The organism is Streptomyces mirabilis (genome assembly GCF_039503195.1).
GTDB classification, from domain to species: domain Bacteria; phylum Actinomycetota; class Actinomycetes; order Streptomycetales; family Streptomycetaceae; genus Streptomyces; species Streptomyces mirabilis_D.
Genome location: NZ_JBCJKP010000001.1, coordinates 5,889,849 through 5,913,554, shown reverse-complemented (window position 1 = coordinate 5,913,554; position 23,706 = coordinate 5,889,849). Strand labels below are relative to the sequence as shown.

Genomic DNA, 23,706 nt, shown 5'->3' with positions numbered 1-23,706 from the left:
CCGACCGAGGGCCTGACCAAGAACGAAGGCGGACTTCCCTGTGGCTGAACGCGAGCCTGACGCGGACCGATTCAGGCTGGACTAGCCCTTCACACAGACGACCTGCTTCAGCTTCGCCACGACCTCCACGAGGTCGCTCTGCTGCTCGATGACCTGCTCGATCGGCTTGTACGCACCCGGGATCTCGTCCACGACGCCGGAGTCCTTACGGCACTCGACGCCCTGCGTCTGCTCCTCCAGGTCCCGGGTCGAGAAGCGACGCTTCGCCGCGTTGCGGCTCATGCGCCGGCCCGCGCCGTGCGACGCGGAGTTGAAGGCCTTCTCGTTGCCGAGTCCCTTCACGATGTACGAACCCGTGCCCATCGAGCCCGGAATGATTCCGTGCTCGCCGGAGCCCGCGCGGATCGCGCCCTTGCGGGTGACCAGCAGGTCCATTCCGTCGTACCGCTCTTCGGCGACGTAGTTGTGATGCGCGCTGATCTCCTGCTCGAAGGTCGGCTTCGCCTTCTTGAATTCCTTGCGGATCACGTCCTTCAGGAGCGCCATCATCAGGGTGCGGTTGTACTTCGCGTACTCCTGCGCCCAGAACAGGTCATTGCGGTACGCGGCCATCTGCGGAGTGTCCGTCACGAAGACCGCGAGGTCACGGTCGACCAGCCCCTGGTTGTGCGGGAGCTTCTGGGCGACGCCGATGTGGTACTCGGCCAGTTCCTTGCCGATGTTGCGCGACCCGGAGTGCAGCATCAGCCAGACGGCGCCGGTCGTGTCCGTGCAGATTTCAACGAAGTGGTTGCCCCCGCCCAGCGTGCCCATCTGCTTGGTCGCACGCTCCTCACGGAACTTGACCGCCTCCGCAACCCCGTCGAACCGCCCCCAGAAGTCGTCCCACCCACTCGTCGCCAGCCCGTGGAAGCCGCCCGGATCGACCGGGGAGTCGTGCATCCCCCGCCCCACCGGAATCGCCTCCTCGATCTTCGACCGAAGCCGCGAAAGATCCCCCGGCAGATCATTGGCGGTGAGCGACGTCTTGACGGCGGACATCCCGCAGCCGATGTCGACCCCCACCGCCGCCGGACACACCGCGTCGCGCATGGCGATGACCGAGCCGACCGTCGCGCCCTTGCCGTAGTGGACGTCCGGCATGACGGCGAGGCCCTTGATCCACGGAAGCGTGGCCACGTTCTGGAGCTGGCGCAGGGCCACGTCCTCGACCGACGCGGGGTCCGTCCACATGCGGATGGGCACCTTGGCGCCCGGTATCTCTACGTACGACATAACATCCTCATTCCCCCGGCAAACGACAAAAGTCATAGAACGCAAAACCCGCGCCAAGGTCGACGTATAGGACAACGGACCGGCGTCCACGGCTGTGCGTGCGATACACATTGTCTGCAGGGGCCGCCCCCGCGCGGCAACCGAATAACCACAGGACAGCACCACAGAGCATCCCGGCCACAGGCCCCGGGAGTCGTCGAGAGGAGCCCGACCGTGCAGCGGAAGGCGTACGTTCCCGGTATCGCCGCGCTCCTCGCGGCCCTGCTGGCCGGCTGCACCGGAGGTTCGGGAAGCAAGGGCACGGCGGCCGACCCCAAGCCGGGCGACGTCAGCGTGAACACCCCGGCCGCCCAGCCGGGCAAGTACCGCACGCTCCCGGAGGCCTGCGCCGCGGTGAGCCACGACAGCCTCGACTCCCTGCTGCCCGGCATCAGGCAGATCACCGACCAGGACCGTCGCGACACGGCGTACGAGGGCCAGGCCACCCTCACCTACGACACCGACCGCCGCGTCGGCTGCGGCTGGAAGGTGGAGTCCACGGACGCCACCGACCATCTCAGCGTCGACTTCGAGCGCGTGGTCTCGTACGACAACGCGGTGAGCGACGACTCCCGCGCCCAGGACATCTACGCGACCGAGGAGACCGCGGCGAACCTCCCCGAGGCCTCCGCTTCGGCCACGCCGTCCGGCAGCGGTTCCGCCACCGCCACCCCTTCGGCGACCCCCTCCTCGTCCGCCTCCTCGACCGCCTCCGCCTCCGCCTCGACCTCGGCCGGCCCGAGCGAGACCCCCGCCGACCTCCAGCCCCGCAAGCTCAGCGGTCTGGGCGACGAGGCGTTCCTCAACGACAAACTCAACTCCGGCTCATCGACGGCGCAGCAGCGCACCGTGACTGTGGTGTTCCGCACGTCCAACGTGATCGTGAGGATCGAGTACGCCGAGCAGCCGACCGCCTCCACAGGCACCCCGGACAGCAAAGAAATGCAGGACAAGGCCCGGAATCTGGCGCACAAGCTCGTCGACCGGTTCAACGGCTAGCGGGTCCGCCGGGGCGCGGGGGCACCCCACGCGAACCCCTCGAACAGGAAACGCACGGCTGCCTCACCGCGTACCGTGGCCCCTCGGACCCGACCGGCCGCACCAGCCATGTGCGGTCGCACCACGAGCGCCACGAGTGAAGGAACCATGCACCGACCAGCACAGCGAGTAGGCCGAGCCCCGCGACTCACCCGCATCCTTGTCAGCGCAGCCGCCGTCCCGGTGGTGCTCGCCGCCGCCGGCTGTTCCTCGGACTCCGGCTCCGGCTCGGGATCGGGTTCGAGCACCGACAACGCCGCCCAGAAGGGCACGGCCGCGACCTCGTCCGCGTCCCCGAGCACCTCCGCGGACGCCGTCAAGCCGGCCGCGTACGCGACCCTGCCGGCCCCCTGCTCGGTGTTCTCGCAGAAGACGCTGGGCGAACTCGTACCGAAGGGCCTGAAGTCCGCCAAGTCGGGCAAGTCGGACGACGCGAAGGACCGCAGCAGCTGCTCCTGGAACAGCCTCGACAACAAGGGCGTCAAGGGGTCCCAGTTCCGCTGGCTGAACGTCTCCCTGCTGCGTTTCGACTCGGACGCGACCCGCGGTGAGGGCAACCAGCTCGCGCAGACCTACTACGACAAGCAGGTCAAGGACGCGCAGACGGTGACCGGCGCGACGGGCGCCCGGTCGGAGCCGGCCTCCGGGATCGGCGACGCGTCGACGGCGGTGCGCTACGGCCTGAAGAAGAAGGAAGGCTCCTTCAAGCAGCAGACGGTCGTGACGCGCGTCGAGAACGTCGTCATCACGCTCGACTACAACGGCGCCGGTCTCGCCGGCGACAAGGCCCCCAGCGCGGACGACCTGATGAAGGCCGCGGAGAAGGCCGCCAAGGAGGCGGTGGCCTCGGTGGCCTCCGCGAACCAGGACGGCAGCCGGGCGACCACCGCCCCGTCGCAGTCGGCCTCCCCCTCCAAGTCCGCGAGCCCCTCGAAGTCGGCTTCCCCGTCGGCGTCGGCCAGCTCCAAGCCTTCGGCGTCGGCCGCCAAGAAGAACTGACATTCGAGAAGTACTGACATTTCACGGGCGTCGGCGCGCAACTCGCCTGCCCAGCAGGGCATTTGACGGAGTCCGGTCACCTCGCGGGCCGGGCTCCTGCCATACCGGCCGCCCGTGCGCCGTACACATGTGCCACCCTGTTGCGCGCAACAACACGCAAGGAGAGGGGAGTACGGGTGTCCGCGCCAATCCAGCTCACACGAATGCACCGGATTCTCATCGGTGTGGTCGTCGCCGGTGCGCTCGTCATCGCGGGAATCGGCTTCGCGGGTTCCTACGCGGCCGTGCGCGAGCTGGCCCTCAAGAAGGGCTTCGGGAACTTCGCGTACGTCTTCCCGATAGGCATCGACGCGGGTATCTGCGTCCTGCTCGCCCTGGACCTCCTGCTGACCTGGATCCGCATCCCCTTCCCACTGCTGCGCCAGACGGCGTGGCTGCTGACGGTCGCGACGATCGCCTTCAACGGCGCGGCGGCCTGGCCGGACCCGCTGGGCGTCGGCATGCACGCGGTCATCCCGGTCCTGTTCGTGGTCTCCGTCGAGGCGGCCCGGCACGCGATCGGCCGGATCGCGGACATCACCGCCGACAAGCACATGGAAGGCGTCCGCCTCACCCGCTGGATGCTCTCCCCGCTCCCCACCTTCCTCCTGTGGCGCCGTATGAAGCTGTGGGAGCTGCGCTCCTACGAGCAGGTCATCAAGCTGGAGCAGGAACGTCTCGTCTACCAGGCCCGCCTGCGCTCCCGCTTCGGCCGCGCCTGGCGCCGCAAGGCCCCGGTGGAGTCGTTGATGCCGCTGCGCCTGGCCCGCTACGGCGTGCCGCTCGCCGAGACCGCCCCCTCCGGCCTGGCGGCGGCGGGCATCGAGCCGGCCCTCCTGCCCCCGGCGCCGCAGTTGGCGGTGGCGCGCGAGCCGGAAGCGACGGCACCCGTCGTACGGAGCAACGCGACGCCTGTCCGGGAACAGCTTCCCGCCGCCGAGGCGAACGAGTTCTTCGAGCAGCCGGAGGACTACGCCGAGCCGCAGAGTCAGTGGCTTCAGGCGCGGGACCCCCAGTCCGTCGCGTATCAGGGCGGCTACGACCCGACGTACGACCCCGATGTCGCGTACCGGCAGTGGTACGAGGAGCAGCAGCAGGCCGAGCAGTTCGAGGAGCAGCAGCAGTTCCGGGCTCGGCAGCAGTTCGAAGAACAGCGGCGGTTCGAGCAGCAGACGTTCCCGCAGCAGCGGTACGAGGAGCAGCCTGTCGCCGCCCCGGAGCCCTCTCCGGAGGACACCGGTACCTTCCCGATCCCGTCCGGCCCGGGCCGGACCCGTGAGCTGGGCGCGGGCGGCGGCTCGGAGCCGACCGAGGAGGACTACTACCTGGTCTTCAAGAAGTCGATAGACGGCAGCTATCCGACCTCGGGCCAGTTCAGGGGCGACGTGGAGGCGACGTACGGCACCACGCTCCCGCAGCGCGAGGCCGACCGCATGGTCAACCGCTTCACCAACCGCCACACGGCGGAACTCCAGGAAGACCACATCGCGTAGGCACGTCAGCGTGCACAGGAAGGGGGCGCCCGGTGATCACCGGGCGCCCCCTTCCTCGTACAGCCGAAGGCCCTACGCGCCGAGCAGCTTGCGCACCCGGTCCTGTCCGACGGCGAGCAGCAGCGTGGGCAGGCGCGGACCGGTGTCACGCCCGACCAGCAGGTGGTACAGCAGCGCGAAGAACGTGCGCTGGGCGACCTTGATCTCCGACGGGAGCTCCTTGGCGGTGGCGTCGGCGGGGAAGCCGGCCTGGACCTTGGGGACGCCGTAGACGAGGTGGGTGAGGCCGTCCAGGGACCAGTTCTGCTCGAGCCCGTCCTGGAGCAGCCGCAGCGACTCGCGGCCCTGGTCGTCGAGCGACTTGAGCAGGTCGACGTCCGGCTCGTCGCGCACGACGGTGCGCTCCTCGGCCGGCACCTGGGTGTTGATCCAGGTCTCGGCCTTGTCGAGCCGGGGCCGGGCCTCGTCCAGGGAGGCGAGCGGGTTCTCGGGGTCGAGCTCGCTCAGGATCCGCAGGGTCTGGTCCTCGGCGCCGGCGGTGATGTCGGCGACGGAGGCGAGGGTGCGGTACGGCATCGGGCGGGGGGTCCTGGGCAGCTCTCCGGCGGCGGTGCCGACCGCGCGCGCGTACGCGGCGGCGTCGGCCGGGAGGACCGAGCCGTCGGCGACCTTGCCCGCGAGCTTGTCCCACTCGTCGTACAGCCGCTGGATCTCCTGGTCGAAGGCGATCTTGAACGACTGGTTAGGACGGCGGCGGGCGTACAGCCAGCGCAGCAGCTGCGGCTCCATGATCTGGAGTGCGTCGGCGGGGGTGGGCACCCCGCCCTTGCTGCTGGACATCTTGGCCATGCCGGAGATGCCGACGAAGGCGTACATGGGCCCGATCGGCTGCTTGCCGCCGAAGATGCCCACGATCTGGCCGCCCACCTGGAAGGAGGACCCCGGGGAGGAGTGGTCGACCCCGCTCGGCTCGAAGATGACGCCCTCGTAGGCCCAGCGCATGGGCCAGTCGACCTTCCACACCAGCTTGCCGCGGTTGAACTCGCTCAGCCGGACGGTCTCGGAGAAGCCGCAGGCGGAGCAGGTGTAGGCCAGCTCGGTGGTCTCGTCGTCGTACGAGGTGACGGTGGTGAGGTCCTTCTCGCACTGGCCGCAGTAGGGCTTGTACGGGTAGTACCCGGCGGCCGAGCTGCCGTCGTCCTCGGCGGCGGCGCCGGAGCCTTCGGCGGCTTCGAGCTCGGCCTCGTCGACCGGCTTCTGGCCCTGCTGCTTCTTCGCGGGGCCCTTCTTGGTCCGGTACTGCTCGAGGATCGCGTCGATGTCACCGCGGTGCTTCATCGCGAACAGCACCTGGTCGCGGTAGACACCGGAGGTGTACTGCTCGGTCTGGCTGATCCCGTCGTACTCGACGCCGAGCTCGGCCAGCGCCTCGACCATCGCGGCCTTGAAGTGCTCGGCCCAGTTCGGGTGCTCCGAGCCCTTGGGGGCCGGGACGGAGGTCAGCGGCTTGCCGATGTGCTCGGCCCAGGACTCGTCGATGCCGGGGATGCCGACCGGGACCTTGCGGTAGCGGTCGTAGTCGTCCCAGGAGAGCAGGTGGCGCACGGTGTACCCGCGGCGGCGGATCTCGTCGGCGACCAGGTGCGGGGTCATGACCTCGCGGAGGTTGCCGAGGTGGATCGGGCCGGACGGGGAGAGCCCGGACGCGACGACCACAGGTTTGCCCGGGGCCCGACGCTCCGATTCCTCGATGACCTCATCCGCGAAACGGGAGACCCAGTCGGTGGTCTCGGTGCTCTGAGCCACGATCGGCACGTCCTTCTTTCTCATACGCCAGTACGGCTGACCGCACCATTCTCCCAGGTCGGGCCTGAACCGCGAAAACGGCTTTTCACCGCATGGGATACTGGCTTTCCTGTACTCAGAAACTCCCGGAACCCGAGCAGAACGGCAGCCACTCCATGGCCTCGGTCACGTCCCTCACCGCCTCCGTCCATCAGCGCCTCGCGGAAGCCCTCTCGGCAGCCCTGCCGGAGGCCGGTTCCGCGGACCCGCTGCTGCGACGAAGCGACCGGGCCGACTTCCAGGCCAACGGGATCCTGGCCCTCGCGAAGAAGGCGAAGGCGAACCCGAGAGAGCTGGCGACGCAGGTCGTGGCGCGGGTCGAGTCGGGTGAGGTGATCAAGGACATCGAGGTCTCCGGGCCCGGCTTCCTGAACATCACGATCACCGACAAGGCCATCACCGAGAACCTGGCGGCGCGGTACGAGGACGGTGAGCGCCTCGGCGTACCGCTCGCCGAGAACCCGGGCACCACGGTCATCGACTACGCGCAGCCGAACGTGGCGAAGGAGATGCACGTCGGTCACCTGCGTTCGGCGGTCATCGGCGACGCGGTGGTCCAGATCCTGGAGTTCACCGGCGAGAGCGTGGTCCGGCGCCATCACATCGGCGACTGGGGCACCCAGTTCGGCATGCTCATCCAGTACCTGATCGAGCACCCGCACGAGCTGGACCACAAGGGCGCGGCGGAGGTCTCCGGCGAGGAGGCCATGTCGAACCTGAACCGGCTCTACAAAGCGGCGCGGACGCTCTTCGACTCCGACGAGGAGTTCAAGACCCGGGCGCGGCGCCGGGTGGTCGACCTCCAGGCGGGCGAGCCGGAGACCCTCGCCATGTGGCAGAAGTTCGTGGACGAGTCGAAGATCTACTTCTACTCGGTCTTCGACAAGCTGGACATGGAGATCCAGGACCCGGACGTGGTCGGCGAGTCGGGCTACAACGACATGCTGGACGAGACCTGCCGCCTCCTGGAGGAGTCGGGGGTGGCGGTCCGCTCCGACGGCGCGCTCTGTGTGTTCTTCGACGATGTGAAGGGCCCGGACGGCAACCCGGTCCCGCTGATCGTGAAGAAGTCGGACGGCGGCTACGGCTACGCGGCGACCGACCTCTCGGCGATCAGGGACCGTGTCTTCAACCTCAAGGCGAACACCCTCGTCTACGTGGTCGACGCCCGTCAGTCCCTGCACTTCAAGATGGTCTTCGAGACCGCGCGCAGGGCGGGCTGGCTGGGCGACGACGTGCAGGCGCAGCAGCTGGCCTTCGGCACGGTGCTGGGCAAGGACGGCAAGCCGTTCAAGACGCGGGAGGGCGAGACGGTCCGGCTGGTGGATCTCCTGGACGAGGCGATCGACCGTGCCACCGCCGTCGTGCGGGAGAAGGCCGAGAAGGTGGGCCTGAGCGAACAGGAGATCGAGGAGAACGGCCGGTACGTCGGCATCGGTGCCGTGAAGTACGCGGACCTCTCCACCTCCGCCGTCCGGGACTACAAGTTCGACCTGGACCAGATGGTCTCGTTGAACGGCGACACGTCCGTGTACCTCCAGTACGCGTACGCCCGTATCCGGTCGATCTTCGGCAAGGCCGGCGACCGTGCGCCGCTGGCCCACCCGGAGCTCGAACTGGCCCCGGCGGAGCGGGCGTTGGGTCTGCACCTGGACCGGTTCGGGGAGACGCTGGACGAGGCCGCCGACGAGTACGCCCCGCACAAGCTGGCGGCGTACCTGTACCAACTGGCGTCGCTCTACACGACGTTCTACGACCAGTGCCCGGTCATCAAGCCGGCTCCCGCACAGGAGGTCGCGGAGAACCGCCTCTTCCTGTGCGACCTCACCGCCCGCACGCTCCACCAGGGCATGGCCCTGCTGGGCATCAGGACGCCCGAGCGTCTCTGATCTCCCGTAGGGCGCCGAGCCCTGCGTATCCGACCCCGTAGTACCTGATCCCGTAGGCCGCTGACGCGCCTGCGGGATCAGGCGTTTCCGCACCCGGACGCGCGTACGCACGATCACCCGAGCGGGTACCGCTGTCTGCTCGGGACTGTTACTCACTTTCGGGTGACGGCGGGGGGCGCGGACGGGTGGCGCGACATGGCGAAGAAGTGGCGCAGGCCCGTACTGATGCGTCCACACCCCCCGAAGGGGCGTCAACCCGACACACCTTCACAAAACGTGCGCACTACATGCGACTATCACGACAATGTCGTTGATCGGCAACGCCCTCCGATTCCAGGACGTAGCGGAGCACTTCAGTCGGCAAGCTATGCGATGTCCGGCCAGCAGGCCGGGTGCACGAACAGCGGGCCGCCGGCGCGATCCTGTCGCCATGGCCCGCCAGTACCCCAAGGGGGCACCCATGACCGCTTCGCAGACCTTCACGGCCCGTCGCCTGGCCACCGCCGCTCTGTCCGCCGCCGCGCTGGTGGGGGCAGCCGCCCTGCCGGCGGCGGCCAACGGAGCCGAGCCGCGCGGTCCGCAGGTGGAGATCAGCAAGGTCCAGTACGACGCCCCGGGACACGGCTCCAGGTCCAACCGCTCGCTGAACGAGGAGTGGGTGCAGATCACCAACAGCGGGCGCGAGAGCGTGAACCTGGACGACTGGACGCTGTCCAACCGTCAGGGCCGCGTCTACACGTTCCACCACCTGCGCCTGAACGGTCACTCCACCGTACGCGTCCACACCGGCGTCGGCCGTGACACCTACCGCGACGTCTACCAGGACCGCCGCCACTTCGTCTGGGACGACCGCACGGACACCGCCACGCTCCGCAACGACCACCGTCGCGTGGTCGACACCATCTCCTGGGACGCCAGGCACCACGGGGACGACGGTCGCGGTCGCGGGGACGACGGTCGCGGTCGCGGGGATGACGGTCGCGGTCGCGGGGACGACGGTCGCGGACACGGTGACGACCACGGTCGCGGTCCGGGCCACGGCCACCGCTGACCCCTGGCGGGTCGAGCCCGGCGTACGGACTGCGCCTCCCTCGGCCCGCGCCTGACCCTCTTCGCGCGGCGTGCCACGAACCACCTGTGGCACGCCGCGCACGTGTGCCCGGCCGTCCAGGACCTCGTGGGCGGACCCCGAGGCGCGTTGTCAGTGGCGGGCCCTAAAGTCACCGGCATGGCGACACTTCCGAACCCGCTGCCCTCGCTGGCGGCAGATCCGAGCGGGCGATCGCTCGGCCTCGAACTCCCGCCCGGGAAACTGATCGACGCCGGGGGTACCTCCCACGCCCTTAAGGCAGTGGGGGAGGACGAAGGCCCCTGGCACGAGCCGTTGCTGTGGCACGCCGAGGCGCCGGCCGCCCCCGGAGACTGGGCCACGCTGGGTTCCGCCCCGCGCACGGCCGGCCTGCTCCCCCTCCTCATAGACGTCGGCGGCCAGGGCGGCCCGGAGGAATGGGAGTTGATGCCCGAGGAGATGTCGTATCCGGGGGATCACGACGCCGACGAGGTACTGGCGGGGTACTGGGAGGAGTACGCGGAGGACGAGCTCGAACCCGACACGGACTACCCCGGCAAGGAAGAGGTCACCGAACTCTTCGGTGAGGCGGAGGAGTTCGCCGAGACGATCGCGCCGCACGGCGTGCAATGGCCCGGCCTGGCGCCGGCCACCGCGCCCGAGGCGGACGCGGACGACCGGGCCACCGAGGTCGCCGACTCCCTCGCGGGCGGCGGCTCCTGGCTGAAGGAGCCGCGCCTCGCCCTGGTTCCGGCGCGCCGCAGCGCGGACATCCCGGCGGCGATCGGCTGGTCCGGTCCGGTGAACTACGAGGGCGACGTGGCCCGCCTGTGCGCGGTCCTGCGCTCCTGGGAGGACCGCTTCGGCATACGGGTCGTGGCCCTCACCTTCGACCAGCTGGTCCTGTCGGTGGCGGCCCCGCCCACGACGGCGGCCGAGGCCGAGGCGGTGGCCGCCGAGCACTTCGCCTTCTGTCCGGACAACATCACGCACGGCGAGAGCGAGACGCTGCGCGCGTACGCGGCGGACGAGGTGCTCGGCAGGCGGGTGTGGTCCTTCTGGTGGGACTGACCGGCTCCCCGTCCACCGAAGCGATTCTTCCAGGGGCGCGGGGAACTGCGCGCCCAGCCCCCACCCGCCCGCAGGCGGCGAACGCACCCGGGGGCTGGGGCGGAGCCCCCGGGACGGGACGGGTAGGGGCGGCGGGGGCGGGAGTCAGGGCTTGACGCCCGTCACCCCGTACACATTGATGTCCGCGTCCGTGACGTCGTTGATGTCGCGGTAGCGGATCTTCTCGATGTCGTCGAGGCCGGCGAAGTACGCGGGATCCACCTTCTCGGGCAGCGGAGCCGCACCGTCGGGCCGCCAGCGGTGCACGGGCACGACACCCGGCTCCTCCACCTCGAGCCCGTTCTCCGTGAAGAACCGCTCCACCTCGGCCCTGGACCGCAGCACGAACGTGAACCCCCGCTCGGTGAACGTCCGCTGAACCGCCCGGATGTTCTCCGCGTTGAGATCCTCGGTGAGGTGGCTGAGCACGAGCCGGCTGCCCGAAGGCAACGCCTCCACCAGCTCGCGCACGATCGGATAAGCCGCCTCGTCCTCGATGAAGTGCAGGATCGCCACCAGCACGAGCGCGATCGGCTGCTCGAAGTCGAGGGTCTTCGCGGCCTCTTCGAGTATCCGCGCGGGCTCCTCGAGGTCCGCGTCGATGTAGTCCGTCCGCCCCTCGGGACCGCTGGTGAGCAACGCACGCGCGTGAGCGAGCACCACGGGGTCGTTGTCGACGTACACGACCCGCGACTCAGGCGTGATCCGCTGCGCGATCTGGTGGACGTTCTCCTGCGTCGGCAACCCGGTGCCGACGTCCAGGAACTGGCGGACACCCGCTTCCTGGGTCAGCGTGGTGACCGCCCTTCGCAGGAAGTCCCGGTTGTGCCGGACGTCGAGGTACCCGCGCGGATTGGCCACGATGGCCGCCGCGGCCGCGGACCGGTCGACCGGGTAGTTGTCCTTGCCCCCGAGGAAGACGTCGTAGACGCGCGCCGGGTGCGCCTTGGTGGTGTCGATCCTCCTTCTCAGCTCGGCGGGGTCCTGGCTGAGAGCATCACCGGGCATAAAGCCTCTCCCTGGAGAGTCGCGTCATTCAACGGGCAACAACGTAACTCTTAGGGGGACTTGATAGTGCCCGTCTCCTGGCTAACCTGTCGCGGCCGTCTTCCACTCGCTGCCACCCAGCGGATAGTCGTACGCGGGCCGCCCCACATTCCCGCTCGTCCGGAACAGCTTCCCGTTGTCGTCGACACGCACGGTGCCGCTGCGCGCTCCGCTGGACCAGTCGAGCTCCAGGTACCAGCTCACGTCGTGCGCCCGAGCGTCCGCGAAGACATAGAAGACCTCGGGGTCGGACTCGCTGACCTTGTAGGGGAAGTCCCGCTGCCCGGCCTTGGGCGTGGTCACGGGCCGCCCCGCGTCGAGATCCACGGCGAACGACTTCGTCTCCACGCCGCCGCCGCAGCCGACGCCCATCGCATAGTCGTTCCAGGCGAGCGGTGCGTCCTTCCCCACCACCCGCACGTGCAGCCCCTCCAGGACCACGGTGGCCTTCCCGGTGCCCTGCACGGTCAGCGCCAGCATCTGCTCCTGACCGGCGACCGCGCCGAGCGCCGTGACCCACCCGCGCGCGTCCGACTCGTTCGGCGGCGGGGGCACCCGCTCGGCGTCCCGGTTCACCAGGTAGTGCTGGCTGCACGGGCCGTCCCACTTGTACGGGTTGGCGGCCACGAGGGGCGCGGTGGCGCCGTCGGCGACGTCCTGGCCCGTACCGCCCCCCGAAGCCGCCGTCGAGACGGACGTCTCGGGCCCACCACCGTGCGAGGCGGAGACGGAGGCGCTGACCGAGGCGGACGGCTCCCGGTGCTTGCCGTCGGCCGACACCGTCCCCCGCGAACTCTCCCGGGGACCGGACGACGCGGTGGCCCCCACGACCTCCCGCCCCCCGCTCCCGTCACCCTTGCCGTCCGGCACGAACCGCACCGCGAGCGCGGCCGACGCGAGCACCGCGACGACGGCGACCGAGGCGAGGAGGACCGTGCGCCGTCGCCGCCCCCCGCTCGAAGCCTCACCCGAGCCGACCACGTCCGAAGCCACACCCGGCTCCCCCGCGGACCCCTCCGCCCCCACCGGCGTCACGGACTCCACATCCGTCACAGGCGCCGCATTCGTCACGGACTCCACAACCGTCACAGGCGCCGCGGGCACCCCCTTCTGTCCCCGCAGTACATCCGCCCGCATCCACCGCCGATGCAGTTCCACCAGTTCCTCGGGGGTCGCCCCGCACACACGCGCGAGCCGCTCCACGGGTGCGTAGTCCGTCGGTACGGCGTCCCCGTTGACGTACCGATGCAGCGTGGACGTACTCACGTGCAGCCGCTTCGCGAGCACCCCGTAACTGAGTCCGGACCGCTCCTTCAGCTCCCGCAGCAGCCCCGCGAACTCGTCCCCGTCCACCGTTCCTCCACCCCCCGCGTCCCGGTCCGTGTTCCAGGGGGACGGTATTCCCCCTGGTCAGAACCCCTACGAACGTTCCGGCGTCCCGTATCCCCCGGCAACCGTGGCGCCCGGGACGGATCAGCCGACAAGCTGTGGTCATCCAAGCACGCCGCTCCCCTCGACCGGTCGAGCGGCTACCGACCAGCCACACCCACAGGGGGATCACTCATGTCCGCACGCACCGCCCGCACCCGTCTCCTCGCCGCCACGACGGTCGCGCTCGCCGCGCTCGCCCTCACGGCGTGCGACAACGGAAAGGGCGTACGTGACGAGGGTCCGTCCGCCGCGTCCCATTCCTCGTCGCAGCCGACCGGGTCCACGGCCGCCGGCGGTACGAAGGCGAAGCCGGCGGGTGAGACGGGGGGCTCGACGGCCGCCCCCAAGAGCACCGCCACGCCGGGCACCACCACCACGGGCACCGGCGGCGGCTCCGGCTCCTCCGGCAAGAACGGCTCGGGCACCACGGCCACGCGGAACCCGGCCTGCAACGGCGCCAACAGCAAGACCACCGCGACCGAGGTCTCCCGCCCCCTCAACCACCTGCTCCTCACCGTCACCAACACCGGTGCGAAGAACTGCGATCTGACCGGCTATCCGATCGCCCGCTTCGGCGAGGCCCAGTCGGTCCCGCCGGTCGCCGAGTCGACCCACCCCCAGGCGGTCGTCACGCTGGCCCCGGGCGAGTCCGGCTACGCGGGGGTCCTGCTCTCGGCCGCCGACGGCAGCGGCGGCAACGGCTACACGGCCAAGACCCTCGTCGTCGGCTTCGCCAAGGGCAGCAACGCGACCCCGGCGCTCCCGGCGAAGGGCGTGTACGTGGACGACAAGCTCACGGTGACGTACTGGCAGCAGAGCCTGGACGACGCGCTGGCCTACTGAGCGGCTGCCGGGCCCTGACGGAGCTTCTGCGCGACCTCGGTGGCCCAGTAGGTGAGGATGTTCTGGGCGCCGGCCCGCCTGATGCCGGTCAGCGTCTCCAGGATCGCCTTGTCGCGGTCGATCCAGCCCTTCTCGGCCGCCGCCTCGATCATCGAGTACTCGCCGGAGATCTGGTAGGCGGCCACGGGCACGTCGACGGAGTCCGCGACCCGCGCCAGGACGTCCAGATACGGTCCCGCAGGCTTCACCATCACCATGTCGGCCCCCTCCTCCAGATCGAGGGCCAACTCCCGCAGGGACTCCCGCACATTGGCGGGGTCCTGCTGGTACGTCTTACGGTCGCCCTTCAGCGAGGAGGCCACGGCCTCCCGGAAGGGCCCGTAGAAGGCGGAGGAGTACTTCGCGGTGTAGGCGAGGATGGCGACGTCCTCGCGCCCGATCTGGTCCAAGGCGTCCCGGACGACCCCGATCTGCCCGTCCATCATCCCGCTGGGCCCCACCACGTGGGCCCCGGCGTCGGCCTGGACCTGGGCCATCTCGGCGTACCGCTCCAGGGTCGCGTCGTTGTCGACGCGGCCTTCCGCGTCGAGCACTCCGCAGTGCCCGTGGTCGGTGGTCTCGTCGAGACACAGATCGGACATGACGAGCAGTTCGTCGCCGACCTCGGCGCGCACGTCACGGAGGGCGACCTGCAGAATCCCGTCCGGGTCGGTCCCGGGGGTGCCGACGGCGTCCTTCTTCGCGTCCTCCGGGACGCCGAAGAGCATGATCCCGGAGATCCCGGCCTCCACGGCCTCCAGCGCGGCCTTCTTCAGGCTGTCGCGCGTGTGCTGCACGACGCCGGGCATCGCCGCGATGGGAACCGGCTCGCTCACACCCTCCCGTACGAACGCGGGGAGGATGAAGTCGGCGGGGTGCAGCCGGGTCTCGGCGACCATGCGCCGCATGACCGGCGTCGTACGCAGCCGCCGCGGCCGCGTACCGGGGAAGGATCCGTACTTCGTCATGCCCCCTACGCTACGCCCGCCCCTCGCCTCCCCTTGCCGACACCGTGCCGGTACCCGATTCGCACGCCGGACGGGCGGGAGGCTTTCAGGGGCGCGGGGACTGCGCGACCGGCCCCTACCCACCCGCAGCCGAAAAACAGGGGGTACGGGGGCGAAGCCCCCGTACCCCCTGCGCACGCCCATGCCGTACGACTACGTCGTACGACGCCTCCGCGCCCCCGGCCGACGCTCACTCGGCCGGGTAACCGGATCTCCCGCCTCCGCGGCAGCGGCCCGGCGCCGGAGACCGAAGTCCGCCAACGCCTCGGCCAGCTTGTGCACGGACGGCTCCGGAGCCATGACATCGACCCGCAGCCCGTGCTCCTCCGCCGTCTTGGCGGTGGCCGGACCGATACAGGCGATCACCGTCACGTTGTGCGGCTTGCCCGCGATGCCCACGAGATTGCGTACGGTCGAGGACGACGTGAAGAGCACGGCGTCGAAACCGCCCCCCTTGATCGCCTCCCGGGTCTCCACCGGCGGCGGCGAGGCCCGCACGGTCCGGTAGGCCGTGACGTCGTCGACCTCCCAGCCCAGGTCGATGAGCCCCGCGACCAGCGTCTCGGTGGCGATGTCGGCCCGCGGCAGGAACACCCGGTCGATCGGGTCGAACACCGGGTCGTACGGCGGCCAGTCCTCCAGAAGACCCGCGGCCGACTGCTCACCGCTCGGCACCAGATCCGGCTTCACGCCGAAGGCGACCAGCGCCTTCGTCGTCTGCTCGCCCACCGCCGCGACCTTGATCCCGGCGAAGGCCCGCGCGTCGAGCCCGTACTCCTCGAACTTCTCCCGCACGGCCTTGACCGCGTTCACGGAGGTGAAGGCGATCCACTCGTAGCGGCCCGTCACCAGGCCCTTGACCGCGCGCTCCATCTGCTGCGGCGTCCGCGGCGGCTCGACGGCGATCGTCGGCACCTCGTGCGGCACGGCTCCGTAGGACCGCAGTTGGTCGGAGAGCGAGGCCGCCTGCTCCTTCGTCCGCGGGACGAGCACCTTCCAGCCGAACAGCGGCTTGGACTCGAACCACGAGAGCTGCTCACGCTGAGCCGCGGCGGAACGCTCACCGACCACGGCTATCACCGGGCGCCCACCGTCCGGGGACGGCAGCACCTTCGCCTGCTTCAGGGTCTGGGCGATCGTCCCGAGCGTGGCCGACCAGGTCCGCTGACGCGTCGTCGTACCGGCGATCGTCACCGTCATCGGCGTGTCCGGCTTACGACCGGCCGCGACCAGCTCGCCCGCGGCGGCGGCCACGGAGTCCAGCGTCGACGAGACGACGACCGTCCCGTCCGACGCCCCGACCTCGGTCCAGCACCGGTCGGAGGCCGTACGCCCGTCGACGAACCGCACGTCGGCGCCCTGCGCGTCGCGCAGCGGCACACCGGCGTACGCGGGCACGCCCACGGCAGCGGCGACGCCCGGCACGACCTCGAACGGCACGCCCGCGGCGGCGCAGGCCAGCATCTCCTCGGCGGCGTACGTGTCGAGCCCGGGGTCACCGGACACCGCACGCACGACCCGCTTGCCGCCCCGCGCGGCCTCCATGACAAGATTGGCGGCGTCCCTCAACGCGGGGTCACCAGCGGTCGTTGACACGGCGTCAACAACCGCTAGTTGAGGCGTGCCTGTGCCCGGATACGTACTGGAAGACGTGCCCAAAGGCGTCCCCCCGTCCGTATTCGTACTCAGTACGGCGACGCCTTGTCTGGCATGGACGCGGACCATGTCGAGTACCTCGTACTCGGCGACGAGAACATCCGCGTTCGCCAGCGCCTCGACGGCGCGCAGTGTCAGTAGTCCCGGATCTCCGGGTCCGGCACCGAGGAAGGTGACGTGCCCGTGTTCGGGACCGGCGGGAAGGGTGGTGGGGCTCAATGTGCTCGCTCCCCCATCAGACCGGCCGCGCCCTTGGCAAGCATCTCGGCGGCGAGTTCACGGCCGAGCGCCATTGCTTGGTCATGTGTCTCGGGCACGGGACCGGTGGTGGACAGCTGCACCAGCGTCGTGCCGTCGGTCGTGCCGACGACGCCGCGCAGGCGCATCTCCTTGACAATCTGCCCGTCGGCCAAAAGGTCGGCGAGAGCACCCACGGGTGCGCTGCAGCCGGCCTCCAGGGCGGCGAGCAGGGACCGCTCGGCGGTCACGGCGGCCCGGGTGAACGGGTCGTCGAGTTCTCCGAGCGCGGCGACGAGATCCGCGTTGTCCGCGGCACACTCGATCGCCAGTGCCCCCTGGCCGGGGGCGGGCAAAACGGTGTCGACGGACAGGAAGTCCGTCACGTCCTCGGTCCGCCCGAGGCGGCCCAGGCCGGCGGCGGCGAGCACGACGGCGTCGAGCTCCCCGCTGCGTACGTATCCGATCCGCGTGTCGACGTTCCCACGGATCGGGACCGTCTCGATCGTCATCCCGTGGTTACGGGCGTACGCGTTCAGCTGGGCCATCCGGCGCGGCGAACCGGTGCCGACGCGCGCGCCGTCCGGAAGCTCCTCGAAGCGCAGCCCGTCGCGGGCGACGAGCACGTCGCGCGGGTCCTCGCGCAGCGGCACGGCGGCCAGCGCGAGCTCGTCGGGCTGCCCCGTCGGCAGGTCCTTCAGGGAGTGCACGGCGAAGTCGATCTCGCCGAGCAGCAGCGCCTCGCGCAGCGCGGTCACGAAGACGCCCGTGCCGCCGATCTGGGCGAGGTGCTCACGGGAGGTGTCGCCGTACGTCGTGATCTCCACGAGCTCGACGGGCCTGCCGGTCACCTGGCTCACGGCCTGCGCCACCAGCCCGGACTGGGCCATGGCGAGCTTGCTGCGCCTGGTCCCCAGCCTCAGTGCCGCCTTCTCATCTGGTCGCCCTTGGGGCGCTCCAGCCTGCCCCTGCGGCGCACGTGGCTCACGTGGCTCACTCATGCTCGCCCTCGGTTCTTGGCGTTCTCGTTGTTGTTCTCGGCCCGCGAGACGGAGGCGACCGTCTCGGGGTCCAGGTCGAACAGGGTTCGCAGCGCGTCCGCGTACCCGGCGCCGCCGGGTTCGGCGGCGAGTTGCTTGACCCGTACGGTCGGCGCGTGCAGCAGCTTGTCGACGACGCGCCGCACGGTCTGCGTGATCTCGCCCCGCTCCTTGTCGTCGAGGTCCGGCAGCCGCCCGTCGAGCCGCGCGATCTCGCTCGCGACGAGGTCGGCGGCCATGGTGCGCAGCGCCACGACGGTGGGGGTGATGTGGGCGGCCCGCTGGGCGGCGCTGAAGGCGGCCACCTCGTCGGAAACGATCCTCCGCACCTGGTCCACGTCCGCCGCCATCGGCGCGTCCGCGGACGCCTCGGCCAGCGACTCGATGTCGACGAGCCGCACGCCCAGCAGCCGGTGCACGGCCGCGTCGATGTCCCGCGGCATGGCGAGGTCCAGCAGCGCGAGCACGGGCGCGGGCCGGGGGGCCTCGGTGACCGGCTCGGGCCTGCGGCGCTCGGGCACCCGGCCGACGGTGGAGACGGCCAGGACGAGCGCGGCGATGGCGTCGGCGTCGGCCTCCGGGTCGAGCACGGCCGCCCCGCGCGGGGCACGGGCCGCGACGTCGCCCTTGTCCACCCAGGCCGCGTGCTGCTCCAGCTCGGCGGCGGCCATTCCGGCGACGGCGGCCTCGCCGAGCACGGAGAAGCCGGCCGTACCCTGCACGGCGGACAGGTCGAGCGGACAGTCCTCGTCGGTACCGACACTGGTGGGAGCGAGCTGCGCCTGGTCGCCCACGACCGCGGACGACGCCGTACGAGCGGAGCCGGCACGGCGCACGGCGGGCTTCGCCGCGGGCTCGGCCGTGGCCACGAACTCTCCGGTACGTCCCTCCACGGCCGCCGCGACCGACTCGGCCGTCAGGACGAGCCCGGTGGCGCCGGTGCACGAGATGGCGATGTCGGCACGTGTCAGCTCGACCGGCACCGAGTCCATCGGTACCGCGCGGGCCAGCACGTCCGTGTCGCCGCCCTCGTTCTCGTTGAGGATCTGGGCGAGCCGCTCCGCGCGGTCCGGGGTGCGGTTGGCGATGACGATCTCGGAGACTCCGGCGCGCGCGAGTGTCGCCGCGGCCAGCGAGGACATCGAGCCCGCGCCGATGACGAGGGCCTTCTTGCCCTTGGCCCAGACGTCGACGGCGGTACCGGACGACAGCTGCTGGAGGCCGAACGTGACGAGGGACTGCCCGGCGCGGTCGATGCCGGTCTCGGAGTGCGCGCGCTTGCCGACCCGCAGCGACTGCTGGAGCAGGTCGTTCAGCAGCCGGCCCGCGGTGTGCATCTCCTGCGCGGTGGCGAGCGCGTCCTTGATCTGGCCGAGGATCTGGCCCTCGCCCACGACCATCGAGTCGAGCCCGCAGGCCACCGAGAAGAGGTGGTGGACGGCCCGGTCCTCGTAGTGCACGTAGAGGTGGGGGGTGAGCTCGTCGAGGCCGACCCCGCTGTGCTGGGCGAGCAGCGTGGACAGCTCGGCGACGCCCGCGTGGAACTTGTCCACGTCGGCGTACAGCTCGATGCGGTTGCAGGTGGCGAGCAGCGTGGCCTCGGCGGCCGGTTCGGCGGCGACCGTGTCCTGCAGCAGCTTGATCTGGGCGTCCGCGTTCAGCGTGGCCCGCTCCAGGACGCTGACCGGGGCGCTGCGGTGGCTCAGTCCGACGACGAGGAGACTCATGCCGGCATCACGGCGGGGACGTCCCCGTCAGGACCTTTGCCGTTGTCCTCCTGGGCGGCCTGGGCCACGGCGGCGGCACCGGCCTGGGCCTCGGCCTCCTCGCCGGCCTTGCGCTGCTCGTGGAAGGCGAGGATCTGCAGCTCGATGGAGAGGTCGACCTTGCGCACGTCGACGCCGTCCGGGACGGACAGGACGGTCGGCGCGAAGTTGAGGATGGAGGTGACCCCGGCCGCGACCAGACGGTCGCAGACCTGCTGGGCCACGCCCGGAGGGGTGGTGATGACGCCGATGGAGACGCCGTTCTCGTCGATGATCTTCTCGAGGCCGTCGCTGTGCTGCACGGCGATCCCGGCGACCTGCTTTCCGGCCATCTCCGGATCGGCGTCGATCAGCGCGGCGACCCGGAAACCACGGGAGGCGAACCCGCCGTAGTTGGCCAGCGCGGCGCCGAGGTTACCGATACCGACGATCACTACCGGCCAGTCCTGGGTCAGGCCCAGCTCACGGGAGATCTGGTACACGAGATACTCGACGTCGTACCCCACACCACGCGTCCCGTAGGAGCCGAGGTAGGAGAAGTCCTTGCGCAGCTTCGCGGAGTTGACCCCCGCCGCGGCCGCGAGCTCCTCGGAGGAGACCGTGGGTACCGAGCGCTCCGACAGTGCGGTGAGGGCTCGGAGGTACAGCGGAAGCCGGGCGACGGTGGCCTCGGGAATCCCTCGGCTGCGGGTCGCCGGTCGGTGAGTTCGGCCAGTTGCCACGGTGCTCCTGCGGGTAGCGCGGGGCTGCAGGCGGTCACACTTACCTAGACCGCCCCGTCGAATGCAGGCTATGTCTTTGTGAACGCGTGCACAAAGATGGTGTCCGATTTGCCCAGGCAACGTGACGGGGGTCACGCACTCCCGGCGCGCCTGTATGGAACCGGCGCACGCACCGCTTCGTTCCGCTCCTGAAGGGGGCAAAACCGCACACTCTCCTCAACGAACCCCGCCCCCGAGACCAATCGCCGTCGATCCTAGGCGACTTTCCGGACCCGTTGGACTCACCGGTCAGGACGGGGCCCGGACCCGATCACGGCACAATCCGGACGGCACACCACGCCTCACCGCGCCACGCCGCGCCGCTACGGAGCGAGGGCATTGCGCAACCGCGCCTCGTCCACACGCCAGAAGGTGTGCTGCGCCCCGTCCACCAGCACCACGGGGATCTGCTCCCAGTAGGCACGGTGAAGCTCTTCATCCTCGGTGATGTCCTTGTGCTCCCAGGGGACCCCGAGATCCCCACACACCTTCTCCACCACTTCTTGTGCGTCATCACACAGATGACAACCAGGCTTCCTGATGAGCGTGACCAGCCGCTCCGAGGGTGCCTTCTGCGTCGTACGGCGCCCACCGCGCCGGAACATGGAACTCATACGGGTCATTCTCCCGCCACCCGCGCGCCCCGGAGGTGCCGGTCGGACGTCATCTTTAACGGCTCGGTCGCGGAGAGTTCACAGCCTCGCATCCTCTCGACTCCGGAAGCTCCGAACAAACTGGCTATGCTCACGACATGGCCGCTCTCGGATGGCTCACTCCCCGTAGGCGCTCCGCCACCGCGCGGAGCGTGTTGGCAGGCGAGGCCTCGGCGGAGGCAGCGCGCAAGTCCTCCCAGGAACTGGAGGAACTAGCCCACGACGCCGCGCCCGACACCGCCGCGCCCGACCGGGAACCGGAGTTCCCGGTCCTCGGCGACGAGAAGGCCGCGGCCTTCTTCGACCTCGACAACACCGTGATGCAAGGCGCCGCCCTCTTCCACTTCGGCCGCGGCCTGTACAAGCGGAAGTTCTTCGAGACCCGCGACCTCGCCCGGTTCGCCTGGCAGCAGGCGTGGTTCAGGCTGGCCGGCGTCGAGGACCCGGAACACATGCAGGACGCCCGCGACTCGGCACTCTCGATCGTCAAGGGCCACCGGGTCGCGGAGCTGATGTCGATCGGCGAGGAGATCTACGACGAGTACATGGCCGAACGCATCTGGCCCGGTACGCGCGCCCTCGCCCAGGCCCACCTGGACGCGGGTCAGAAGGTCTGGCTGGTCACGGCGGCGCCCGTGGAGATCGCCACGGTGATCGCCCGTCGGCTGGGCCTGACCGGTGCGCTGGGCACGGTCGCGGAGTCGGTGGACGGCGTCTACACGGGCAAGCTGGTGGGCGAGCCCCTGCACGGCCCGGCGAAGGCGGAGGCGGTCCGCGCGCTGGCCGCCGCGGAGGGCCTGGACCTGTCCCGCTGCGCCGCCTACAGCGACTCGCACAACGACATCCCCATGCTGTCCCTGGTCGGCCACCCCCACGCGATCAACCCGGACACGAAACTCCGCAAACACGCTCGTACGTTCGAGTGGCGTCTGCGCGACTACCGCACGGCCCGCAAGGCCGCGAAGGTCGGGATCCCCGCCGCGGCCGGAGTCGGCGCCGTGGCCGGCGGCACAGCCGCCGCCATCGCCCTCCACCGCCGCCGCCGCTGACCCCCGGACTACGCCCACCCCCGGCCGTCCGCGGTTTTCCGACTCCCGGCCGGTGGGAACTCGGCGCGCGGTTTCCCCGCGCCCCCAAAGGCCTCCAGCCGTCCGGCGTGTGAGGACGAGGCCGTTCAGGCCGCCGGGGGGCCGGGGCGCGGCCCCGTGCCTCAGGGGCGCGGGGCACCCGACAAACCCACCCGGGGCCTGGGGGCGGAGCCCCAGGGACGGGACGGGTAGGAGCGGCGGGGGCGAGGAAAGCCGTCCGGAGCACCCCGCCGGAAGTCGGCCAATCCCCTGTCCTACCCCCGTGGCCCCCCGCCCAGTCACCCCACCCCCACACGGCCACAACACGCCCCGCACCCAGACGGAACCCGAACCCATCCGATCAACAATCGGTCACCGTACGGCACTTGATCAGGCGTCAATCGGTTACAGAAGCGACGTAATCGATGATTTGAGCAACTCGGTGTAGCGCTGCCTGTACGAAGCGTTATTCTCCTCAGACGCAAACCGGTACCCCTCCGTCGCTACGACGGGTGAACGGTCCCGCACTGCACGTGATGGAAGCTCTGCCTCTGGGAGTCCCGTGTACTCACACGTCGGGGTTGACGCCTCGGGCCTGGCTACGCTGCGCGCAACGGTCCTGGACCGCTTGCGCGGCTTCGTCCCCACCGCGTACGCCGTCCCCGCCCTCGCCGCCGTCCCCGCGCCCCTCGGCCCTTGCTACGCCCTGGCCGAGGGCAGCGCGGCGGTCGGCAGACGAGGCCGCTCGGGCTCGGCCGCCACGCCCACCGCACGCCGCCCGGCCGCAGACAGCGACAGCGCCCGGATGATGGATCTCGTCGAGCGCGCCCAGGCCGGCGAGGCCGACGCCTTCGGCCGCCTCTACGACCAGTACAGCGACACCGTGTACCGCTACATCTACTACCGCGTCGGCGGCAAGGCGACCGCCGAGGACCTCACCAGTGAGACGTTCCTGCGCGCCCTGCGCCGCATCGGGACGTTCACCTGGCAGGGCCGCGACTTCGGCGCCTGGCTGGTCACCATCGCCCGCAACCTGGTCGCGGACCATTTCAAATCGAGCCGATTCCGACTCGAAGTGACCACCGGCGAAATGCTCGACGCGAACGAGGTCGAGCGAAGCCCCGAGGACTCCGTCCTGGAGTCACTGTCGAACGCGGCCCTGCTCGACGCCGTACGACGGCTCAATCCTCAGCAGCAGGAGTGCGTCACCCTGCGCTTCCTGCAAGGGCTCTCGGTCGCCGAGACCGCCCGGGTGATGGGCAAGAACGAGGGCGCGATCAAGACCCTCCAGTACCGAGCCGTCCGCACCCTGGCACGGCTCCTCCCGGACGACGCCCGCTGAAACCCGTACGAACACCGGCCC

Annotated in this window: 19 protein-coding genes; 9 read left to right on the top strand and 10 right to left on the bottom strand. The window is 70.3% G+C overall.

Translation table 11 applies throughout. The annotated features are described in order from the left end of the window. Positions 1–81 precede the first annotated feature (81 nt). The gene (locus AAFF41_RS27310; protein ID WP_343324762.1) at positions 82–1,275 is read right to left on the bottom strand and encodes an RtcB family protein; all 1,194 of its coding nucleotides are present in this window, start codon (positions 1,273–1,275) and stop codon (positions 82–84) included. Between the two features lie 213 nt (positions 1,276–1,488). On the opposite strand from AAFF41_RS27310, the gene AAFF41_RS27305 reads away from it, so the two are divergent. The 3 genes from AAFF41_RS27305 (at position 1,489) to AAFF41_RS27295 (ending at position 4,883) form a co-directional block, all read left to right on the top strand. Then, positions 1,489–2,313 (top strand): DUF3558 domain-containing protein, encoded by an 825-nt coding sequence (locus AAFF41_RS27305; RefSeq protein ID WP_343324761.1) that lies wholly within the window; start codon positions 1,489–1,491, stop codon positions 2,311–2,313. 147 nt (positions 2,314–2,460) lie between these two features. Next, a complete protein-coding gene (locus tag AAFF41_RS27300; RefSeq protein ID WP_319749996.1) occupies positions 2,461–3,351 on the top strand; it encodes a DUF3558 family protein in 891 nt (296 codons plus the stop codon). A 203-nt stretch (positions 3,352–3,554) separates the two neighbouring features. Next, entirely contained in the window at positions 3,555–4,883 is a 1,329-nt protein-coding gene (locus AAFF41_RS27295; RefSeq protein ID WP_415925920.1) for a DUF2637 domain-containing protein, read from the top strand. 72 nt (positions 4,884–4,955) lie between these two features. Here AAFF41_RS27295 and lysS read toward each other — a convergent pair whose 3' ends face one another. Then, on the bottom strand, positions 4,956–6,698 hold the full coding sequence (lysS, locus tag AAFF41_RS27290) for a lysine--tRNA ligase (RefSeq protein ID WP_319749994.1): 1,743 nt from the start codon (positions 6,696–6,698) through the stop codon (positions 4,956–4,958). 146 nt (positions 6,699–6,844) lie between these two features. On the opposite strand from lysS, the gene argS reads away from it, so the two are divergent. From argS to AAFF41_RS27275, 3 genes are all read left to right on the top strand, one after another. After that, a complete protein-coding gene (argS, locus tag AAFF41_RS27285; RefSeq protein ID WP_343326362.1) occupies positions 6,845–8,617 on the top strand; it encodes an arginine--tRNA ligase in 1,773 nt (590 codons plus the stop codon). 460 nt (positions 8,618–9,077) lie between these two features. Continuing rightward, complete coding sequence (locus tag AAFF41_RS27280; RefSeq protein WP_343324760.1) at positions 9,078–9,668, top strand: lamin tail domain-containing protein; 591 nt, start codon at positions 9,078–9,080, stop codon at positions 9,666–9,668. 177 nt (positions 9,669–9,845) lie between these two features. Then, the gene (locus tag AAFF41_RS27275) at positions 9,846–10,757 is read left to right on the top strand and encodes a DUF4253 domain-containing protein (protein WP_343324759.1); all 912 of its coding nucleotides are present in this window, start codon (positions 9,846–9,848) and stop codon (positions 10,755–10,757) included. Between the two features lie 144 nt (positions 10,758–10,901). Here the strand turns inward: AAFF41_RS27275 and AAFF41_RS27270 are convergent, their stop codons facing one another. Beyond that, the gene (locus AAFF41_RS27270; RefSeq protein ID WP_319749992.1) at positions 10,902–11,804 is read right to left on the bottom strand and encodes an SAM-dependent methyltransferase; all 903 of its coding nucleotides are present in this window, start codon (positions 11,802–11,804) and stop codon (positions 10,902–10,904) included. Positions 11,805–11,885: 81 nt separating this feature from the next. Then, the gene (locus AAFF41_RS27265; RefSeq protein WP_343324758.1) at positions 11,886–13,196 is read right to left on the bottom strand and encodes a helix-turn-helix domain-containing protein; all 1,311 of its coding nucleotides are present in this window, start codon (positions 13,194–13,196) and stop codon (positions 11,886–11,888) included. A 210-nt stretch (positions 13,197–13,406) separates the two neighbouring features. Between AAFF41_RS27265 and AAFF41_RS27260 the strand changes: the two genes are divergently transcribed. Beyond that, positions 13,407–14,117: a DUF4232 domain-containing protein gene (locus AAFF41_RS27260; RefSeq protein WP_343324756.1), complete on the top strand. Its 711-nt coding sequence runs from the start codon at positions 13,407–13,409 to the stop codon at positions 14,115–14,117. Here the strand turns inward: AAFF41_RS27260 and hemB are convergent. The 6 genes from hemB to AAFF41_RS27230 form a co-directional block, all read right to left on the bottom strand. After that, positions 14,111–15,124, bottom strand: a complete 1,014-nt coding sequence (gene hemB, locus AAFF41_RS27255) for a porphobilinogen synthase (RefSeq protein WP_319749989.1) — start codon at positions 15,122–15,124, stop codon at positions 14,111–14,113. The two genes, AAFF41_RS27260 and hemB, sit on opposite strands and share 7 nt — an antisense overlap. Positions 15,125–15,316: 192 nt before the next feature. Beyond that, a complete protein-coding gene (locus tag AAFF41_RS27250; RefSeq protein ID WP_319749988.1) occupies positions 15,317–17,038 on the bottom strand; it encodes a bifunctional uroporphyrinogen-III C-methyltransferase/uroporphyrinogen-III synthase in 1,722 nt (573 codons plus the stop codon). After that, positions 17,035–18,057, bottom strand: a complete 1,023-nt coding sequence (gene hemC / locus AAFF41_RS27245) for a hydroxymethylbilane synthase (RefSeq protein ID WP_097285722.1) — start codon at positions 18,055–18,057, stop codon at positions 17,035–17,037. The genes AAFF41_RS27250 and hemC overlap by 4 nt, the downstream gene beginning before the upstream one ends. Then, the gene (locus tag AAFF41_RS27240; protein ID WP_319749987.1) at positions 18,054–19,823 is read right to left on the bottom strand and encodes a glutamyl-tRNA reductase; all 1,770 of its coding nucleotides are present in this window, start codon (positions 19,821–19,823) and stop codon (positions 18,054–18,056) included. Before AAFF41_RS27240 ends, hemC begins: the two co-directional genes overlap by 4 nt. Then, positions 19,820–20,584, bottom strand: coding sequence for a redox-sensing transcriptional repressor Rex (locus AAFF41_RS27235; RefSeq protein ID WP_054228018.1), 765 nt, complete (start codon positions 20,582–20,584; stop codon positions 19,820–19,822). Before AAFF41_RS27235 ends, AAFF41_RS27240 begins: the two co-directional genes overlap by 4 nt. A 362-nt stretch (positions 20,585–20,946) precedes the next feature. Beyond that, on the bottom strand, positions 20,947–21,246 hold the full coding sequence (locus AAFF41_RS27230) for a glutaredoxin family protein (protein WP_319749986.1): 300 nt from the start codon (positions 21,244–21,246) through the stop codon (positions 20,947–20,949). Positions 21,247–21,374: 128 nt separating this feature from the next. Between AAFF41_RS27230 and AAFF41_RS27225 the strand changes: the two genes are divergently transcribed. Next, complete coding sequence (locus AAFF41_RS27225) at positions 21,375–22,325, top strand: HAD family hydrolase (protein WP_319749985.1); 951 nt, start codon at positions 21,375–21,377, stop codon at positions 22,323–22,325. Positions 22,326–22,905: 580 nt separating this feature from the next. Then, complete coding sequence (locus tag AAFF41_RS27220; RefSeq protein WP_054230018.1) at positions 22,906–23,685, top strand: ECF subfamily RNA polymerase sigma factor, BldN family; 780 nt, start codon at positions 22,906–22,908, stop codon at positions 23,683–23,685. The last annotated feature ends 21 nt before the right edge of the window (positions 23,686–23,706 follow it).

Coding starts and splice junctions, on each gene's coding strand:
- hemC (WP_097285722.1), bottom strand. CDS start 18,057: ATGAGTGAGCCACGTGAGCCACGTGCGCCGCAGGGGCAGGCTGGAGCG.
- AAFF41_RS27225 (WP_319749985.1), top strand. CDS start 21,375: ATGGCCGCTCTCGGATGGCTCACTCCCCGTAGGCGCTCCGCCACCGCG.
- AAFF41_RS27260 (WP_343324756.1), top strand. CDS start 13,407: ATGTCCGCACGCACCGCCCGCACCCGTCTCCTCGCCGCCACGACGGTC.
- AAFF41_RS27295 (WP_415925920.1), top strand. CDS start 3,555: ATGCACCGGATTCTCATCGGTGTGGTCGTCGCCGGTGCGCTCGTCATC.
- AAFF41_RS27270 (WP_319749992.1), bottom strand. CDS start 11,804: ATGCCCGGTGATGCTCTCAGCCAGGACCCCGCCGAGCTGAGAAGGAGG.
- argS (WP_343326362.1), top strand. CDS start 6,845: ATGGCCTCGGTCACGTCCCTCACCGCCTCCGTCCATCAGCGCCTCGCG.
- hemB (WP_319749989.1), bottom strand. CDS start 15,124: ATGACGAAGTACGGATCCTTCCCCGGTACGCGGCCGCGGCGGCTGCGT.
- AAFF41_RS27275 (WP_343324759.1), top strand. CDS start 9,846: ATGGCGACACTTCCGAACCCGCTGCCCTCGCTGGCGGCAGATCCGAGC.
- AAFF41_RS27240 (WP_319749987.1), bottom strand. CDS start 19,823: ATGAGTCTCCTCGTCGTCGGACTGAGCCACCGCAGCGCCCCGGTCAGC.
- AAFF41_RS27310 (WP_343324762.1), bottom strand. CDS start 1,275: ATGTCGTACGTAGAGATACCGGGCGCCAAGGTGCCCATCCGCATGTGG.
- AAFF41_RS27230 (WP_319749986.1), bottom strand. CDS start 21,246: ATGACCCGTATGAGTTCCATGTTCCGGCGCGGTGGGCGCCGTACGACG.
- AAFF41_RS27300 (WP_319749996.1), top strand. CDS start 2,461: ATGCACCGACCAGCACAGCGAGTAGGCCGAGCCCCGCGACTCACCCGC.
- AAFF41_RS27280 (WP_343324760.1), top strand. CDS start 9,078: ATGACCGCTTCGCAGACCTTCACGGCCCGTCGCCTGGCCACCGCCGCT.